Source organism: Methylorubrum salsuginis (assembly GCF_900114375.1).
Taxonomy (GTDB): Bacteria; Pseudomonadota; Alphaproteobacteria; order Rhizobiales; family Beijerinckiaceae; genus Methylobacterium; species Methylobacterium salsuginis.
Map to the genome: position 1 here is coordinate 75,688 of NZ_FOSV01000006.1, position 16,179 is coordinate 91,866.

13 protein-coding genes are annotated in these 16,179 nt (G+C 69.5%); 4 read left to right on the plus strand and 9 right to left on the minus strand.

The genetic code is table 11. The features are described 5' to 3' along the window. Positions 1-4: 4 nt before the first annotated feature. The 5 genes from BM140_RS09615 to BM140_RS09635 all read right to left on the minus strand — a co-directional run bounded on the left by BM140_RS09615 (position 5) and on the right by BM140_RS09635 (position 5,443). A complete protein-coding gene (locus BM140_RS09615; RefSeq protein WP_091944712.1) occupies positions 5-1,177 on the minus strand; it encodes a malate--CoA ligase subunit beta in 1,173 nt (390 codons plus the stop codon). Positions 1,178-1,529: 352 nt separating this feature from the next. Next, on the minus strand, positions 1,530-2,156 hold the full coding sequence (gene fchA / locus BM140_RS09620; protein WP_091944715.1) for a methenyltetrahydrofolate cyclohydrolase: 627 nt from the start codon (positions 2,154-2,156) through the stop codon (positions 1,530-1,532). Between the two features lie 3 nt (positions 2,157-2,159). Continuing rightward, on the minus strand, positions 2,160-3,026 hold the full coding sequence (locus tag BM140_RS09625; RefSeq protein ID WP_091944718.1) for an NADP-dependent methylenetetrahydromethanopterin/methylenetetrahydrofolate dehydrogenase: 867 nt from the start codon (positions 3,024-3,026) through the stop codon (positions 2,160-2,162). Positions 3,027-3,169: 143 nt separating this feature from the next. After that, on the minus strand, positions 3,170-4,114 hold the full coding sequence (locus BM140_RS09630) for a D-2-hydroxyacid dehydrogenase (RefSeq protein WP_091944721.1): 945 nt from the start codon (positions 4,112-4,114) through the stop codon (positions 3,170-3,172). A gap of 120 nt (positions 4,115-4,234) precedes the next feature. Beyond that, positions 4,235-5,443 carry an aminotransferase class V-fold PLP-dependent enzyme gene (locus tag BM140_RS09635; protein ID WP_091944724.1) on the minus strand — a complete coding sequence of 403 codons (1,209 nt, stop codon included), beginning with the start codon at positions 5,441-5,443 and terminating at the stop codon, positions 4,235-4,237. 641 nt (positions 5,444-6,084) lie between these two features. Here BM140_RS09635 and BM140_RS09640 point away from each other — a divergent pair. The 3 genes from BM140_RS09640 to BM140_RS09650 are packed head-to-tail and all read left to right on the plus strand — an operon-like array spanning position 6,085 to position 8,721. Next, entirely contained in the window at positions 6,085-6,900 is an 816-nt protein-coding gene (locus BM140_RS09640; RefSeq protein WP_091944727.1) for a UDP-2,3-diacylglucosamine diphosphatase, read from the plus strand. A gap of 1 nt (position 6,901) precedes the next feature. Continuing rightward, positions 6,902-8,041, plus strand: a complete 1,140-nt coding sequence (locus BM140_RS09645) for a glycosyltransferase family 4 protein (protein ID WP_091944730.1) — start codon at positions 6,902-6,904, stop codon at positions 8,039-8,041. A gap of 59 nt (positions 8,042-8,100) precedes the next feature. Then, positions 8,101-8,721: a ribonuclease HII gene (locus tag BM140_RS09650; RefSeq protein ID WP_091944732.1), complete on the plus strand. Its 621-nt coding sequence runs from the start codon at positions 8,101-8,103 to the stop codon at positions 8,719-8,721. 148 nt (positions 8,722-8,869) lie between these two features. Here BM140_RS09650 and BM140_RS09655 read toward each other — a convergent pair whose 3' ends face one another. Further along, the gene (locus BM140_RS09655) at positions 8,870-9,967 is read right to left on the minus strand and encodes a PA0069 family radical SAM protein (protein WP_091944735.1); all 1,098 of its coding nucleotides are present in this window, start codon (positions 9,965-9,967) and stop codon (positions 8,870-8,872) included. Positions 9,968-10,235: 268 nt separating this feature from the next. Here BM140_RS09655 and BM140_RS09660 point away from each other — a divergent pair, with 268 nt between their 5' ends. Continuing rightward, complete coding sequence (locus BM140_RS09660) at positions 10,236-10,754, plus strand: hypothetical protein (RefSeq protein WP_091944738.1); 519 nt, start codon at positions 10,236-10,238, stop codon at positions 10,752-10,754. A 94-nt stretch (positions 10,755-10,848) separates the two neighbouring features. On the opposite strand, the gene BM140_RS09665 is transcribed toward BM140_RS09660, so the two are convergent. The 3 genes from BM140_RS09665 to BM140_RS09675 are packed head-to-tail and all read right to left on the minus strand — an operon-like array spanning position 10,849 to position 16,138. Then, on the minus strand, positions 10,849-11,205 hold the full coding sequence (locus tag BM140_RS09665; protein WP_091944740.1) for a hypothetical protein: 357 nt from the start codon (positions 11,203-11,205) through the stop codon (positions 10,849-10,851). Positions 11,206-11,239: 34 nt separating this feature from the next. Further along, positions 11,240-14,443 carry an efflux RND transporter permease subunit gene (locus BM140_RS09670; protein WP_091944743.1) on the minus strand — a complete coding sequence of 1,068 codons (3,204 nt, stop codon included), beginning with the start codon at positions 14,441-14,443 and terminating at the stop codon, positions 11,240-11,242. A gap of 12 nt (positions 14,444-14,455) precedes the next feature. After that, complete coding sequence (locus tag BM140_RS09675; protein WP_091944747.1) at positions 14,456-16,138, minus strand: efflux RND transporter periplasmic adaptor subunit; 1,683 nt, start codon at positions 16,136-16,138, stop codon at positions 14,456-14,458. Positions 16,139-16,179: the final 41 nt, after the last annotated feature.

Consider the following 16,179-nt stretch of genomic DNA (forward strand, 5'->3'; position numbering starts at 1 on the left):
TTCTTTAGCGCTTGGCGCCGTTGCAGGCCTCGACGGCCTTCTTGGCGGCATCCGTCAGAGTGTCGGCGGTGATGAGGTCGAGCCCGCTCTCCGCGATGATCTTCTTGCCGGCTTCCACGTTGGTGCCGGCCAGACGCACCACCAGCGGCACGTCGATCTTCACTTCCTTGGCCGCCTTCACCACGCCCTCAGCGACCCAGTCGCAGCGGTTGATGCCGGCGAAGATGTTGACGAGGATCGCCTTCACGTTGCGGTCCGACAGGACGAGCCGGAAGGCGGTCGCGACGCGCTCAGGCGAGGCACCGCCGCCGACATCGAGGAAGTTTGCCGGCTCACCGCCCGCGTGCTTGATCATGTCCATGGTGGCCATGGCCAGACCCGCGCCGTTGACGATGCAGCCGATCTCGCCGTCGAGGCCGATATAGCTGAGGTTGTGCTCGGCGGCCTGGGCCTCGCGCGGATCGCCCTGGGACGGGTCGTGCATGTCCGCGATGTTGCGGCGGCGGAACAGGGCGTTGTCGTCGAAGGACATCTTGGCGTCGAGCGCCAGCACGCGGTCGTCCTTGGTGACGACGAGCGGGTTGATCTCCAGCATGGTGCCGTCGCAATCACGGAACGCCCGGTAGGCGTTCATGATGGTCTTCACCGCGGCCGAGACCTGCTTGATGTTGAGGCCGAGCTGGAACGCGATCTCGCGGGCCTGGAACTGCTGCAGGCCGACCGCGGGCTCCACGACCACCTGGATCAGGGCCTCGGGCTCCTTGGCGGCGATCTCCTCGATGTCCATGCCGCCGCGCTGGGAGGCGATGACGCGCACGCGCTCGGCCTTCCGGTCCAGCACGTAGCCGAGATAGAGCTCACGCTCGAACGGGTCGGCGGTCTCGACGTAGACGCGCTGCACCGGCTTGCCGTCGGGGCCGGTCTGAAGCGTGACGAGACGCTTGCCGAGCAGGTCGCGGGCGGCGTCGCGCACCTCGTTGTAGGTGCGGCAGAGCTTGATGCCGCCGGCCTTGCCGCGGGCGCCGGCATGGATCTGGGCCTTGACCGCCCAGAACGAGCCGCCGAGTTCGGTCGCGGCGTAGACCGCCTGATCGGGGCTGAAGGCCACGGCGCCCTTGGGGACGGCGACCCCGAAGCTCGCGAGCAGCTCTTTTGCTTGGTACTCGTGAACGTCCATCGAGACCTCCTTCGCGTTTCCTTCGCGTTTCGTTGGAGCGACCTTCGCGGAAAAATTACTTTTCGGGAAGCGGGTCTGCTCTCAATTTTTTCTTTTGTTGTGCTTTAGTTTGCCTGTCCGACAGAGACTTAGCAGGCTTCTAAAGTATCGGCCGAGCCGTGGAGCGGTCGGAACACGCATCCCACGCACGCTCTGATCTTGCGGTGCGGAGCGGACCGGCACCTCGAGGGAGGGCTCGGGACGTCTCGCTCGATCCCTGGACCGCGAACCCCGCTTCGAGACCGAGAGAAGCCCGGCCCCTCGGGACGACGGTCGAGAGAGGAGAGAGAGGGCCGTGGCCCTCTCTCGTTCCTCAGTTCACCTTGCCCTTGACGACCTCGTAGACCCGCTCGTTGAGTGCGGCGGCCTCGCCCAGGATCGTCTCGAGTTCCTTGAGCCGCGCCTCGGCGAAGGCACGGTCGTCCAGGCCCTTGGCGTTGACGTAGACGTTGAGGGCCGCCGAACGCAGGCCGGCGAAGGCGGACAGCACCGCGACGCCGGCATCCGAGATGACGTTGAGGTTGCCCTTGTCGGCGGTGATCTCGGCAAGGTCGATGACCTCGCGGCAGGCGCGGCAGCAGGCCAGCGGCACGTCGGTCGCGGTCTTCAGCGCCTCCTGGATCTTGGCCGCACGCGCGGCCTTCTCCTCGTCGGTGGTCTTCGGGAGCCCGTAGGCGCCCATCACCGCGTCGAAGGCCGCGACGTCGTCGGCGATCATGCCGGTGAGCGTCTTGCGCAGGGCCTCGGACTTTTCGAGAACCGCCTTCAGCTCGGCCTCGACCTCGACGTACTTCTTCTTGCCGATGGTGAGGTTACACACCATCGACACCAGGGCCGCGCCCATGGCGCCGGAGATGGCGGCGGCACCGCCGCCGCCGGGGGTCGGGGCCGAACTCGCCAGCCCGTCGAGGAATGTTTCGATGCTCTCGGTCGCAGCCATGGCTCAGGCCATTTCCTTGGCGAGCTTGTAGATCTCCTCGGCGTCGAACACGCCCTCGCTTGACTCGAACAGCTTGGCGATGCAGGCGCGGTGCAGCTTGAGCTTCAGGCCGCCGATGCCCAACGCACCGAAGGCGCGCTTGCCGCCGTATTCCTTGCCCTTGTCGGTGGCGTCGATCCCGCCGATGCCGAGCGGCGGCTGGGCGTTGTAGTCGGCCACGATCTCGATCGACGACTCGTTCTGCCAGGAAGCCTGCGGCAGCAGCTCGAGGCCGATCGCGCCGGCGGCGAAGACCAGATGGGCGCCCTTCACAACCTCGGAGCGCGAGGCGTCGTCCGGGGTCTCGGCGGCGGTGACGTTCACCTTGAAACGCTTGTTGACCGAGTCGGCGGCGGCCTGCGCCTTGTCGAGCTTGCGCCCGCACAGCACGACCTCGGCGCCCTCGCCCGCGAGCAGCGCCGCGGAGCGCATGCCGACCGGGCCGGTGCCGGCGAGCACCACGGCCTTCTTGCCCTTCACCGAGCCGCCCGCCGCCTTGACGACGAGAGCCACGCCCGCCGCGGCGGTGGTGTTGGAGCCGTTCGAATCCAGCATGCAGGAGACGCGGAACGGGCCGAAGAAGCGCTTCTTCACCGCCTCGAACACGCGCTCGCCGGCGGCCATGTCGCCGCCGCCGACGAAGATCGCCGTCGACTGCTTCTCCTTGCCGCCGCGGGTGTAGATCGTGCCGTCGACATAGGCGCCGACATTGTCGGGGGTGACGTTGCCGTAGCCGGTGATGTGGTCGGCACCGCCGTCATAGCCGACGACGACGTCGAACACGCTCGGCGTGGCATCGGTGTCGAACTGGAAGAGCAGCTTCTTGGACATGATTCCTCTGGCCGGTTGGTCATGGGCCGCGATGACGGATCACGCGGCGCGTCTGCGTTGAGGATGAGCCCGGGGCCGTCCGGCCCCGGTCGTCCTCGCCCCTGAGATTCTTTTCGCAGCGCCGCCCCTTTGGGGCCTGCACATCACGCTTCGACGACGTTCTGCGGCTTGCCCGCGACGAAGGCCTCGACGTTGTCCACGAGCTGATCGGCGAGGATCTGCATCGCCTCCTTGCTCGCCCAGGCGACGTGCGGGGTGACGATCAGGTTCGGCAGGTCGGCATCGCACAGGATGTTGCCGTCCTTGGGCGGCTCCTGGGCCACCACGTCGAAGCCGGCGCCGCCGATGGTGCCGTCCTTGAGCGCCTGAAGCAGGGCCGCCTCGTCCACCAGCCCGCCGCGGGCGGTGTTGATGAGGATCGCCGACTTCTTCATCTTCTTGAGCTGCTCGGCCCCGATCATGTTGCGGGTGTCGGGGGTGAGCGGCACGTGGAGCGTGATGACGTCCGACTGGGTCAGGATCGTCTCGAGATCGACGAGCCCGTCCTGCGGGAACACGTCGAAGGCCAGCACCTTCATGCCGAGCGCCTCGGCGCGCTTGGCGATTGACTTGCCGAGCGCCCCGTAGCCGATGATGCCCAGCGTCGAGCCGGCGATGTCGTAGATCGGGTAATCGAAGTAGCAGAACTGCTTCGACTTGTTCCAGTCGCCGCGGCGCACGGAATTGGCATAGGGCACGATGGCGCGGCGCAGCGCGAACATCAGGCCGACCACGTGCTCGGGGACGGTGTTGAAGGCGTAGTTGCGGATGTTGACGACGGTGATGCCTTGCGCCTTCGCCGCGGCCTTGTCGACCACGTCCGTACCGGTGGCGGCCACCGCGATCAGCTTCAGGTCGGGAAGCTGCTTCAGCGTGTCGGCGCGCATCGGCACCTTGTTGATGAGGGCGATCTCGGCGCCCTGGAGCCGCTCGACGATCTCCTCCGGCGTCCAGGTCGACTCGTATTCCTTGTACTCGTGCGGGAAGTTGAATTCGCGAACCGTCGCATCGAGCGACTCGCGATCAAGGAACACGACTTTCTTCGTCATTCTGGACCCCTTCCGGCCGACCGGCGCTGGCGTCCGCCGACCTGCGATTCCTCACCTGTTTTTCAATCGTGGAAGCGGCGCCGTCGGAACCGGCGCCGCTTCTTCCTTCGAGGCCGACGATCAGCCCTTGTTGAGCGGGTTCTCGCGCAGGTAGCTGGAGGCCGCCGCGACGCCGGAGCCGGGGGTCACCTTCACGCCGTTGTCGATGAGCGACATCTCGGCACCGGCGATGGCGCCGAGCAGGGACAGCTCGTTGAGGTCACCGACGTGGCCGATGCGGAACACCTTGCCGGCGACCTGGGACAGGCCGGCGCCCAGCGCGAGGTTGTAGCGGACATAGGCGTGCTTGATGATCTTGGCCGCGTCCACACCCTCGGGCGCCAGGATGGCGGTGACGGTGTCGGAGTTCCACTCCGAGGACTTGGCGCAGGTCTTCAGGCCCCAGGCCGCGACCGCCTGGCGGGTCGCCTCGCCGAGCACGGCGTGGCGGTGGTAGACGTTCTCCAGGCCTTCCTCGAACAGGCAGGCCAGGGCCTCGCGCAGGCCGTAGAGCAGCGGCAGCGGCGGGGTGTAGGGGAAGTAGCCGCCGGGGTTCTGCTTCTTGTGGTCTTCCCAGTCGAAGTAGACGCGGGCGAGACGGTCGTTGCGGCCGGACTGGCCCTCAGCGGCCTTGAGCGCCTTCTGGCTGACGCAGATCACGCCGAGGCCGGCGGGCAGCATCAGGCCCTTCTGGGAGCCGGCGATGGCGCAATCGACCTTCCACTCGTCGGCGTAGAACGGCAGCGAGCCGATCGAGGACACGCCGTCGACGAACAGCAGGGCCGGGTGGCCGGCGGCGTCGATCGCCTTGCGCACGGCGCCGATGTTCGAGGTCACGCCGGTGGCGGTCTCGTTATGGACGACCATCACGGCCTTGATCTGGTGATCCTTGTCGGCGCGCAGCGCCTCCTCGATCTTCTCGGGCTTGGCGCCGGTGCCCCACTCCTCCTCCTGGACGATCACGTCCAGGCCGAGGCGCTGGGCCATGTCGATCCAGAGGTGGCTGAACTGACCGTAGCGGGCGGTCAGAACCTTGTCGCCGCGGGCCAGCGTGTTGGTCAGCGCCGATTCCCAGATGCCGGTGCCGGAGGCCGGGAACAGGAAGATCGTACCCTCGGTCGAGCCGAACACCTTCTTGGTGTCCTCGAACAGCGGCTTCGTCAGCGACGGGAAATCGACCGAACGGTGATCCTCGGACTGCACCATCATGGCGCGCATCACGCGGTCCGGGATGTTGGTCGGGCCGGGAACGAACAGGTGGTTGCGTCCCGGACGTCTCGTTGCCGCCATGAATGTCTCCTCCGCTTGAAACCCGCAGGCCGGCCTCGTGACCGTGGGCCCGCTTAAATTCGGATGGCGAGCGTACGCCCGCCGCGAAACGTCGTCGGCTCCGCGGCGCGCGGGATGCGTCCGCCGCAGGAAACCGTCACTCTGCGATGTCGGATCGTCGACCGGCCCGGAGCGGCGAAGCGGCTGTGATCCCGCCCGCGTCGCGGCGCGTGCAGACACGCCGGTCGCCTCCGAAAGAACCGAACCCTCGATGCGTCAGCCTCGCGGCGCATTCAAGCGCGCTCCCGCTGATTGTCGTCGGCGTCCCCATCCCGTCGCGGTGATCCTTACGCCTCTGCCGGGCGTGTCCCGCACGAGCCTGACGGCCCGCGCACGGCGGATCACCTTGGCGGCCGTTATGCGCTCCCGGGGCGAAGATGCAAAACCGAAAAAACTGAACTGAAAAACAAAAAGATTTTCGTATGCACGGCCTGCAGGTGCACCGCACGCGGGCCGCTGGGCGGGGCTCGCTGCGGTGCCGTCCCGGCCCTCTCGCCCTGGGTTTCGGGCGGCACGCGCCCGCCGGGCGCGGCACGGCGCCGTCATCAAACTGAGATCGGATTGGGTTTTGGCTCTGGCCGATTGCGAGGCCGGAGGCGCTGGTGTCACAGGATCCGGAGACGACCATCCGCGTTCGGACGCTGTTCCTGTCCGATCTGCATCTCGGCACGAAGGGCTGCCAGGCGGCCCTGCTGCTCGACTTCCTGCGCGACGTCGATGCCGACACGATCTACCTCGTCGGCGACATCGTCGACGGCTGGCAGCTGCGCTCGGGCTGGTACTGGCCGCAGGCCCACAACGACGTGGTGCAGAAGATGCTGCGCAAGGTGCGCAAGGGCGCCCACGTCGTCTACGTGCCGGGCAACCACGACGAGTTCCTGCGCGACTATATCGGCATGACCTTCGGCGGCGTGGAGATCGCCGAGAGCCGCATCCACGAGGCGGCGGACGGCAAGCGTTATCTCGTCATCCACGGCGACCAGTTCGACATGGTGGTGCGCCATTCCAAATGGCTCGCGCATCTGGGCGACTGGGCCTACACCTCGGCGCTCGCGGTCAACACCGTGGTCAACCGCGTCCGCCGACGGCTCGGCATGCCCTATTGGTCGCTCTCGGCCTGGGCCAAGCTGAAGGTAAAGAACGCGGTCAACTTCATCGGCCAGTTCGAGACCTTTCTGGCGGCCGAAGCCAAGCGCCAGGGCGCCGACGGCGTGATCTGCGGCCATATCCACCACGCCGCCCACCGCCAGATCGAGGGCCTGACCTACCTCAACACCGGCGACTGGGTGGAATCCTGCACCGGCATCGTCGAGCATTACGACGGCCGGATGGAGGTGCTGCACTACCCGACCCTGCTGCGCCAGCGCAGCGCGGCGGAGGCCTACGAGCCCGCCCCCGTCCGCCGCGCCGTCGCCTGAGATGCGCCTCCTCATCGCGACGGATGCGTGGCATCCGCAGGTCAACGGCGTGGTGCGCTCGATCGAGCGCATGACCGAGGCCGGGACCGCGCTCGGCGTCGAGACGGTGCTGCTGACGCCCGCCGACTTCGCCTCCGTGCCGATGCCGGGCTATTCAGAGATCCGGCTCTCGCTGGTGACCGCGGGCCGCGTCCTCACCCGCTGGGACCGGCTCGCCCCGACCCATGTCCACATCGCCACCGAAGGCCCCATCGGCCACGCCGTGCGCGCCGCCTGCCTGCGGCGGGGCCAGCCCTTCACCACGAGCTACCACACCCGCTTCCCCGAATATCTCGCCGCCCGCGCCCCCGTGCCGGAGGCCTGGAGCTATGCGTGGCTGCGGCGCTTCCATGCGGCGGGCAGCGGCACCATGGTGAGCACGCCCTCGCTCGAGCGGGAATTGGCGCAGCGCGGCTTTACCGGGCTGATGCGCTGGACCCGCGGCGTCGACACCGAGCTGTTTCGCCCGCGCGACGAAGGGGCCTTTCCGGATCTGCCGCGGCCGATCTTCCTCTCGGTCGGGCGGCTCGCGGTGGAGAAGAACCTTTCGGCGTTCCTGAGCCTCGATCTGCCGGGCTCGAAGGTGATCGTCGGCGACGGGCCGGACCGGGCCCGCCTCCAGGCGATGGCGCCCGACGCCCGCTTCCTCGGGGCGCTGACCGGCGAGGCACTCGCGAAAACGTACGCCGCGGCCGACGCCTTCGTGTTCCCGAGCCTCACCGACACCTTCGGCATCGTGCTGCTCGAAGCCTTGGCCTGCGGCGTGCCGGTGGCGGCCTACCCGGTCACCGGCCCCCTCGACGTGATCGGCGGGACCGGCGCGGGCGCCCTCGATCACGATCTGCGCGCGGCCGCCCTCGCGGCGCTCGCCGTTCCGCGGGCGCGCTGCCGACAGGAGGCTCTGCGCTACACCTGGGCCGAGAGCGCACGCCAGTTCTACGAGAACATCGCGCTCGCCCACGCGCTGGGCCCGATGCGGGCGATCCCGCGCCGCCGTTTCCGGGCCGGCGCGGCGGAGGCGTCGGCGGACACCGCCGGCCCCCCGGGGACGAGGCGAAGCGCTTCGCCTGAGCGGCCCGCTTTTTTCGAAGCCCGAGGATGACCGGGGCCGGCGGGGATGCGACAAGCGGCGCCCTCCCCTGCCCCGGCCCGTCCCCGCCCATGCGTCCCTTCGATCCCGCGCTCGCCGCGACCTACCCGGCCGTGATCGGCTGCGACGAGGTCGGGCGGGGCGCCCTGTGCGGGCCCGTGATGGTGGCGGCCGTCTGGTTCGATCCGCTCGCGTTTCCGCCCGACCTCCTCGCCCGCCTCGACGACAGCAAGCGCCTCGACCGCGCCGCCCGTGAGGCGCTGACGCCGCTCATCCGGGCGCAGGCCCGCGTGGCCCTGGCCGGGGGCTCGCGCGAACTGATCGACCGGATCAACGTGCGCGCCGCCACCCTCGACGCCATGCGCCGGGCGGTGCAGCGCTTGGGCGCGGACGGCCCGGTGCTGGTCGATGGGCGCGATGCGATCCCCGGCCTCGACCAGCCCTGCCGGGCCGTGATCGGCGGCGACCGCCTCGTGCCGCAGATCGCCGCCGCCTCCATCGTCGCCAAGACTTTTCGCGATGAGTTGATGCGCAAGCTGGCCCTGCGCCACCCCGCCTACGCCTGGGAGCGCAACGCCGGCTACGGCACCGCGGCCCACCTCGCCGGCCTGTCGAAGTCGGGGCGCAGCCCGCATCACCGGGTGAGCTTTACTGGGCGGTTCGGGGATGGCGCCGCCGTCACAGCCGAGTAGAGCGCGGGTCCCCTCCCCCTTGTGGGGAGGGGTTCGGGGTGGGGGTGGTTCAGGATGGATCGCTGAGCCTCATCCGGCACCACCCCCACCTCCTCCCCACAAGGGGGAGGAGAACGCTCGATCCGGCTCCGGTGGAGAGGCCGTGGACTCAAAACAACGCCAGTTGCTCCCCCACCCGCGGCGGCGGGCAAAAAAGCTCCGTCGTCTGCCGCAGGGGTTCCTCGTCAAATCCCAGCCGGCGCTTGGCGAGCGTGAAGCGGCGGCGGATCAGATCGGCATAGGGGCCCTGGCCGATCATCCGGGTGCCGAAGGCGGCGTCGTAGGCCTTGCCGCCGCGCGCGCCGCGCAGCAGCGAGAAGACGTGCGCGCGCCGCCCCGGATAATGCTCCGCGAACCAGTCGCCGACGAGGTCGTCGAGTTCGTGCGGCAGGCGCAGCAGCACGTAGTTCGCCTCGCGGGCGCCCGCCGCCCGCACGCGTTCCAGGATCGCCTCGATCTCGTGGTCGTTGAGCGAGGGGATGATCGGCGCGACGATCGCCATCACCGGCACGCCCACAGAGGCCAGCCCCTCGATGGCTTCGATGCGCTTGAGCGGATGCGGCGCCCGCGGCTCCATCCGCCGGGCCAGCACCGGATCGAGCGTGGTCACCGAGATCGCGACCTTCACGAGTTTCTGCGCCGCCATCTCCGCCAAAAGATCGCGGTCGCGCAGGATCAGGTTCGACTTGGTGACGAGGCCGACCGGATGGCGGAAGCGGGCCAGCACCTCCAGCACCGCGCGGGTGAGGCGATGCTCGCGCTCGATCGGCTGATAGGGGTCGGTGGCGGTGCCGAGCGCGATGGTGCGCGGCCGGTAGCCCGGCGCCGACAATTCCCGTTCCAGCAAAGCCCCGGCCTCGGCCTTGGCGAACAGCTTGGTCTCGAAATCGAGCCCCGGCGAGAGCCCGGCATAGGCGTGGTTGGGCCGGGCGAAGCAGTAGATGCAGCCGTGCTCGCAGCCGCGATAGGGGTTGATCGAGCGGTCGAACGAGATGTCGGGCGATGAGTTGCGGGTGATGAGGGTGCGGGCGCGCTCCACCGTCACCTCGGTGCGGCGGCGCGCGACCTCGTCCAGATGCCAGCCGTCGTCGAAGGCTTCGCGCCGCGTCGCCTCGAAGCGCCCGTCCGGGTTGGCCGTCGCCCCGCGCCCGCGGCGGCCTTCCGCCGCCACGCGGTTGCCCGCGAGCCGGCCCGCCGCTTCCCCCATCGCTTCCGATCCTTCGCCATAAGGGCGAAGAACATATCATGAACAATCGCAGGGCGGCTGCACAAGATTCGTGCATTCCCAGAAATGCGCGCCTGTCGCGTCCCGGCCCGGCTTGGCTTAGAGGGTCGTCCTGGATGTCGGATCCGGGACGATCCTCTACATCACTCTGCCGCATCGGCTTTTTCAGAAAGCCGGTTCCCCCTTTCGGGACGATGCTCCAGACCGCGCGCAACCTTCTCTCGCTCGAAGCAGGATTCCTGGCCCGCCGATGATTTCCGGCCTGATCCACGTGGCTCGCCCCGCCGACACGGCGATCGAGAGCCTCGCCGACACGCTGAGCGCCCTCGTCGCGGGCGTGGCGGCGGGGCTCGTGGGCGATGCCGTGATCGTGACCGCGGCGGCGAACGAGGCGTTGGAGACCATCGCCGAGGGCAGCGGGGCAACCCTCGTGGTGCGCCCACCCGGCACCCATCCGTGGATCGCGGGCGCCAAGGTCGCCCGGCGGGAATGGCTGCTCTGCCTGGAGCCGGGGGATATCCCGTCCGAGGGCTGGATCCGCAGCCTCGACCGCTTCGTCGGCACCGCCCGGCCCGACATGGCGCTCGGCCGGATGCGGCGTCCCCATGCCGGCCTGCCGGCTCGGCTGGCCGCCCGGGGCGAGGGCGTCGTGGGGGCGAGCCGCCCGCGGGCCGGCGACGTGGTGCGCCGCGACCGGCTCCTGGCGGGCCTGCCCTTCGCCCCCCGCCTCAAGGTGCGGCTGCTGCCCGCCCGGCTGGAGCGGGCCTGAGCGTTCTGAATATCGGATCCAGGACGATCTTCTCCATTCTTGTGCCGCATCGGCTTTTTTCCGAAAGCCGGTTCCCACCTTTCGGGCCGATGCTCTACCGCTCGAACCGGGCTTGCAGTCCATGCCCATGCACACGCGCCGAGAGCACGATCTTGGCGCCGGGCGGCAGCGGCGCCTTGAGCGCGCCGACGAACCGGTTCGGGGCGGCGCCCTTCAGCGCCACGGTCTCGGTCTTGCCGCCGGCCTGGATATAGGCCTTGCCGGTCAGGCCCGCCGTGGCGATCGGCTGACCGGCCTCCTCGCTGACGAAGAAGGTCAGGTCCGTGTCGGTGACGACGAGTTCGACCGGATGATCCTCGGCCATGACGACCTGACCGCCATTCGGGCCGGCGGCGAAGGCCGGGCTTGAGAGCGTGAGAGCGAGGGTGAGCGCGGTGACGGGGAAACGCATGTGGATGTCCTTTCCTTCAAGGCGGTGAAAGCGTTCAGAACGCCCCGGCCGGGGCGCCCTCGGGATGGTCGGAGACCGGGCGCCGCGCCTGTTCGCGCAGCCGCTCCAGCGGGGCGCGGCCGAAGCTGAGGAACAGGAGGGGCGTCAGCACCGTGTCGAGCAGCGTCGCGCTGATCAGGCCGCCGAAGATCGTCACCGCCACGGGATGCAGAATCTCCTTGCCCGGCGCGTCGGCGCCGACGAGCAGCGGCACCAGGGCTACGCCGGCCGCGAGTGCCGTCATCAGCACGGGGGCGAGCCGCTCCAGGCTGCCGCGGATCACGAGATCCGGCCCGAAGGGCAGTCCCTCGTGGATCGCCAGATTGAGGATGTGGCTGACCTTGAGGATGCCGTTGCGCGTCGCGATGCCGGTGAGCGTGATGAAGCCGATCATCGAGGCGACCGAGAGCGGCTGTCCTGCGATCCAGAGTGCGGCCACCGAGCCGATCAGGGCCAGCGGGATGCTCCCCAAGATGATCAGCGTGAACGCCACCGAGCGGTAGCGGCTGTAGAGCAGGGCGAAGACGAGCCCGAGCGACAGCAGCGAGAGCAGGCCGATGGTCCGGCTCGCCTCCTCCTGTGCCTGGAACGCGCCTTCCAGGCGGGTCCCGTAGCCGTTGGGGAGCGCGGTCGCGGCGATTTCTTTTTGGATTGCGCTAACGATCACCCCCATGTCGGCGCCGCCGACCGTGTTGGCCTGGACGACGATGCGGCGGCGCGCATTCTCGCGAAGGATCTGGTTGGGCCCGTCGGTCTCGCGGATGTCGGCGATCTGGCGCGCCGGCACCCAGCCGGAGGGGGTCTCGACCAGGAGGTCGCCGAGGCGCTGGGTGGTCCGCATCGTATCGGGCAGGCGCATCACCACGTCGAAGCGGCGGGTGCCGTCGACCACGCGCGAGACGGTCTGCCCGTTCGAGAGCCGGCTCAACTGTTCGATGAGCGCGGCGGGCTGGACGCCGTAGAGGGCGGCGCGGGCATAGTCCACGCGGATTTCGAGCTGCGGGATCAGCACCTGCTTCTCGACCTGAAGGTCGGCAAGTCCGGGAATTTTTTCCAGGCGCCGCCGCAAATCCTCGGCGAGGCTGCGCAGGGTATCGAGGTCGTCGCCGAAGATTTTCAAAGCGATCTCGGCGCGCACGCCCGAGAGCATGTGTTCCAGCCGGTGCGAGATCGGCTGGCCGACATTGACCGAGACCGGCAGCACCGCGAGCCGGTCGCGGATGTCGGCAATCAGTGCGGGCTTCGGGCGCGCCCCCGGCTTCAGGTCGATTTCGAGGTCCGAGGAGTGGACGCCTTCCGCGTGCTCGTCGAGTTCGGCCCGGCCGGTGCGGCGGCCGATCGACTTCACGTCCGCCATTTCGAGGAGCAGGCGCTCGGCGACGCCGCCGATCCGGTCGCTCTCGGCCAGCGAGATGCCGGGGTTGAACGCCATGGTGACGGTGAACGAGCCCTCGTTGAACGGCGGCAGGAAGGCCCGCGGCAGGAAGGTTGCGGCGATTCCGGCCAGAGCCACCGCGAGGGCGGCGAGAACCATCACCGGGCGGGCGTGGCCGATGAGCCCCCGCAGCACGGCGGCGTTGAGGCGCTTGAGGGCGCGGATCAGGCCGCTCTCATGCTCCTCCAGGCGCTTGAGGCCGGGCAGGAGGTAGTAGGCCAGCACCGGCGTGAGCGTGATCGAAACGAGCAGGCTCGCCAGGATCGAGACGATGTAGGCTTGGCCCAAGGGCGCGAACAGCCGCCCCTCGATGCCCGACAGGGCAAACAGCGGCACGAACACCAGCACGATCACCATGGTGGCGTAGACGATGCCCGAGCGCACCTCGTTCGAGGCCTCGACCACCACCGTGAAGACGCTCTTCGGAGAGCCCGCCCGCCGGTTCTCGCCGAGCCGGCGAAAGATGTTCTCCACGTCCACCACGGCGTCGTCGACGAGTTCGCCGATGGCGATGGCGAGCCCCCCGAGCGTCATCGTGTTGATCGACAGCCCGGCGAGATGAAACACGATGGCGGTGGCCAGGATCGAGACGGGAATCGCGGCCAGCGAGATCGCGGTGGTGCGCACGTTCAGGAGGAAGGCGAACAGAACCACGGCGACGACGACGACGGCCTCCATCAACACCGTCTCGACATTGCCGATCGAGGTCTCGATGAAGTTGGCTTGGCGAAAGATCAGCCGGTCGGCGCGCACGCCCTTGAAGGCGCAGGCTTCGCCCGCCGCCTCGGTCCCGGTGGCGACCGGTGAGGCCTTGCCGCCGTCGCAGGCGTTGAGGCTCGCGGTGATGTCGGACAGCGCCGCCTCGACCTCGCGGGTGAGGCGCACCGTATCGACGCCGGGCTGCTTCTCCACCGAGATCAGGACCGCGGGCGCGCCCATATAGCCGGCGTCCCCCCGCTTCACTTTCGGCGCGAAGGACACCTCCGCCACCTGCCGCAGGGAGATCGGCCGGCCGGCCACGGTCGCGACGACCATGTTGCGCAGGTCGTCGAGGTTCATGGTCCGGCCGAGGTTCCGGATCAGGTATTCGCGGGCATACTGGTCGGTGAAGCCGCCGCCGGTGTTGGTGCCGAACTGCGCGAGCGCCGCCTCGAGCTGGGCGTAGGTGACGCCGAGCGCCCGGAGCGCCGTCGGCTGGGGCGCGACGCGGAACTGGCGCACCTCGCCGCCCATGGGGATCACCTGGGCGACGCCGGGAATCGAGAGCAGACGGGGCCGGATGGTGAAGTCGGCGAGTTCCCGCAGCTGCATCGGCGAGACCGAGCCGCCGCTCACCGCCGCCATCACGATCTGCCCCATGATCGAGGAGATCGGCCCCATCATCGGCGTGACGTCCTGGGGCAGTTGCGGGCGCACCATGGCGAGACGCTCGGCGACCTGCTGGCGGTTGCGGTAGATGTCGGTGCCCCAATCGAACTCGACATAGACAACGGAGAGGCCGACGCCCGAGACCGAGCGGACCCGCGACACGCCGGGCAGGCCGTTCATCTGCGTCTCGAGGGGATAGGTGACGATCTGCTCGACCTCCTGGGGCGCGAGGCCCTCGGCCTCGGTCATGATCGTCACGGTCGGGCGGTTGAGGTCGGGGAAGACATCGACGGGCAGCCGGGTGACCGTGAAGGCGCCGTAGACGACGAGGACGGCCGCGAGCGCGAGTACGAGGACGCGGTTGCGGAGCGACTGCGAGACGAGGAGCGTGAACATGGGCGGCGCTCCTCAGCGGACCTGATTGAGGAGTTCGGCGCCCTGGGTGACGATGCGCTTGCCCTGGCCGACCCCCGACACCACCAGCACGCGGCCGGCATCGAGGGGCTCGACCCGGACCTCGCGGGGCTCGAACCGCTCCGGCGCGGTGTGCTCGTAGACGAGGCTTTGACCGTTGCCGCCACGGACCACGCTGGTGCGCGGCAGCGCCAGCCCGGTCTGTTGCGCGTCCAGAGCCGCCAGCACGGTGACGAACTGGCCGGTGCGCAGTTCCGGCGGAGCGCCCTCAATGGAAAAATGCATCGGCACCGCCTGGCTGCGATCGGCGAGCCCCGCGCCCATGAAGGTGAGGCGCAAGGTCCGGCCGTCGGCGAGCCGCGCGGTGGCGTCCTGGCCGGTGGCGAGCGCCTCGAAGCTCAGCGCCTCGACCCAGAGCCGGCTCGGCTCGACGATCTGAAACACCTGCACGCCGGGGCTCGCCATCTGGCCGGCCACCGCGCTCGCCTCGGCGATGACGCCGTCGACCGGCGCGGTCAGGGCCTCCGGGTGCTGGCGGATGGCGTCGAGGGCGGCGCGGCGGTCGGTCAGACCTTTGAGCTCGGCGAGCGCGTCGTCGAGCTGAACCTGGGAGACCGCGCCGCCCGGCGCGAGCTTGCGGTAGCGCTCGACCCGGCGCTCGATGATGGCGATCTGCTGGTCGAGCTCGCCCTGGCGCTGGCGCATGTCGGACACGTCCACCGCCTGGACCGGGGGCGTGACGGTGGCGAGCACCTCGCCCTTCTTCACCCGCGTGCCGAGCCGCGGGAAGCGGCCAGATTCCGGTGGCGCCAGCCGGCCGCCGACGGAGGACTGGACCACGCCGCTGGCATTCGGATCGGGGATGATCCGCCCCGGCAGCTCGACGGTGCGGCTCAGCCTGTCGGAGGCGGTGACCACGGTGCGCAAGGCCAGCACCCGCTGCGTGGGCTTGGGCACGAAGATCGCCCCGTCCGGCAGACGGCGGGCCAGGTCCTGGCCGCTGGGGGCGGCGAGCGGCGTGCCGTCCTCGTGGCCCTCATGGGCGAAGGCCTTCGGCGCGAAGGCAAGCGCCAACACGAGCACGAAGAGGGCCGCGATCGGCGCCCGGCGGCGCCCGCGCATCAGCAGGGTGACGACGACGCCCAGCAGAAACCCCGCGCCGCCGACCGCGAAGGGCAGCGGGTCGGCCTCCTCGATGTGGCGGCGGAAATCGTGGGCGACGGCGAGGCTTTTGGTCCAGGCATCGTCGGAAGCGGGGGGCGGGGGCGGTTCGGAGATCGTGAGGGAGACCGGGAAGAGGTCGGTGGTGCCGTCTTTCGTCACCGTGAACAGCACCTCGTATTCGCCGGCATGGGTGCTCCAATGGGCGGGCAGGCCGTAGCTGCCGTCCGGTATCGCCTCCGCCTGCGCCGTGCCCTCGGGCGTCTCGGCGGTGATCGCGGCGTCGGTGACCGGCTCGTTGGTGCCGGCCCGGTCGAGATAGAGGCTGAGGCGCCCGTTGCGGGCGACCGCCACGAGTTCGAGCGTCTCGCTGCTCGACGCGCCGCGGGGGGCGCTGACGGCGGCGGCGGGCGGTTCGGAGCCGTGATCGTGGCCCTCGTGGGCCGCGGCCGGTGCGGCCCAGAGGGCGAGCGCCAGCACGGCCGCGCGCAGGGCCGGAACGCGTGAAAGGGGCATGGGGAATCGATCCTTCGCGAGCAGGGACGCGCGCAGCGGCT

Coding starts and splice junctions, on each gene's coding strand:
- BM140_RS09615 (WP_091944712.1), bottom strand. CDS start 1,177: ATGGACGTTCACGAGTACCAAGCAAAAGAGCTGCTCGCGAGCTTCGGG.
- fchA (WP_091944715.1), bottom strand. CDS start 2,156: ATGGCTGCGACCGAGAGCATCGAAACATTCCTCGACGGGCTGGCGAGT.
- BM140_RS09625 (WP_091944718.1), bottom strand. CDS start 3,026: ATGTCCAAGAAGCTGCTCTTCCAGTTCGACACCGATGCCACGCCGAGC.
- BM140_RS09630 (WP_091944721.1), bottom strand. CDS start 4,114: ATGACGAAGAAAGTCGTGTTCCTTGATCGCGAGTCGCTCGATGCGACG.
- BM140_RS09635 (WP_091944724.1), bottom strand. CDS start 5,443: ATGGCGGCAACGAGACGTCCGGGACGCAACCACCTGTTCGTTCCCGGC.
- BM140_RS09645 (WP_091944730.1), top strand. CDS start 6,902: ATGCGCCTCCTCATCGCGACGGATGCGTGGCATCCGCAGGTCAACGGC.
- BM140_RS09650 (WP_091944732.1), top strand. CDS start 8,101: ATGCGTCCCTTCGATCCCGCGCTCGCCGCGACCTACCCGGCCGTGATC.
- BM140_RS09655 (WP_091944735.1), bottom strand. CDS start 9,967: ATGGGGGAAGCGGCGGGCCGGCTCGCGGGCAACCGCGTGGCGGCGGAA.
- BM140_RS09660 (WP_091944738.1), top strand. CDS start 10,236: ATGATTTCCGGCCTGATCCACGTGGCTCGCCCCGCCGACACGGCGATC.
- BM140_RS09665 (WP_091944740.1), bottom strand. CDS start 11,205: ATGCGTTTCCCCGTCACCGCGCTCACCCTCGCTCTCACGCTCTCAAGC.
- BM140_RS09670 (WP_091944743.1), bottom strand. CDS start 14,443: ATGTTCACGCTCCTCGTCTCGCAGTCGCTCCGCAACCGCGTCCTCGTA.
- BM140_RS09675 (WP_091944747.1), bottom strand. CDS start 16,138: ATGCCCCTTTCACGCGTTCCGGCCCTGCGCGCGGCCGTGCTGGCGCTC.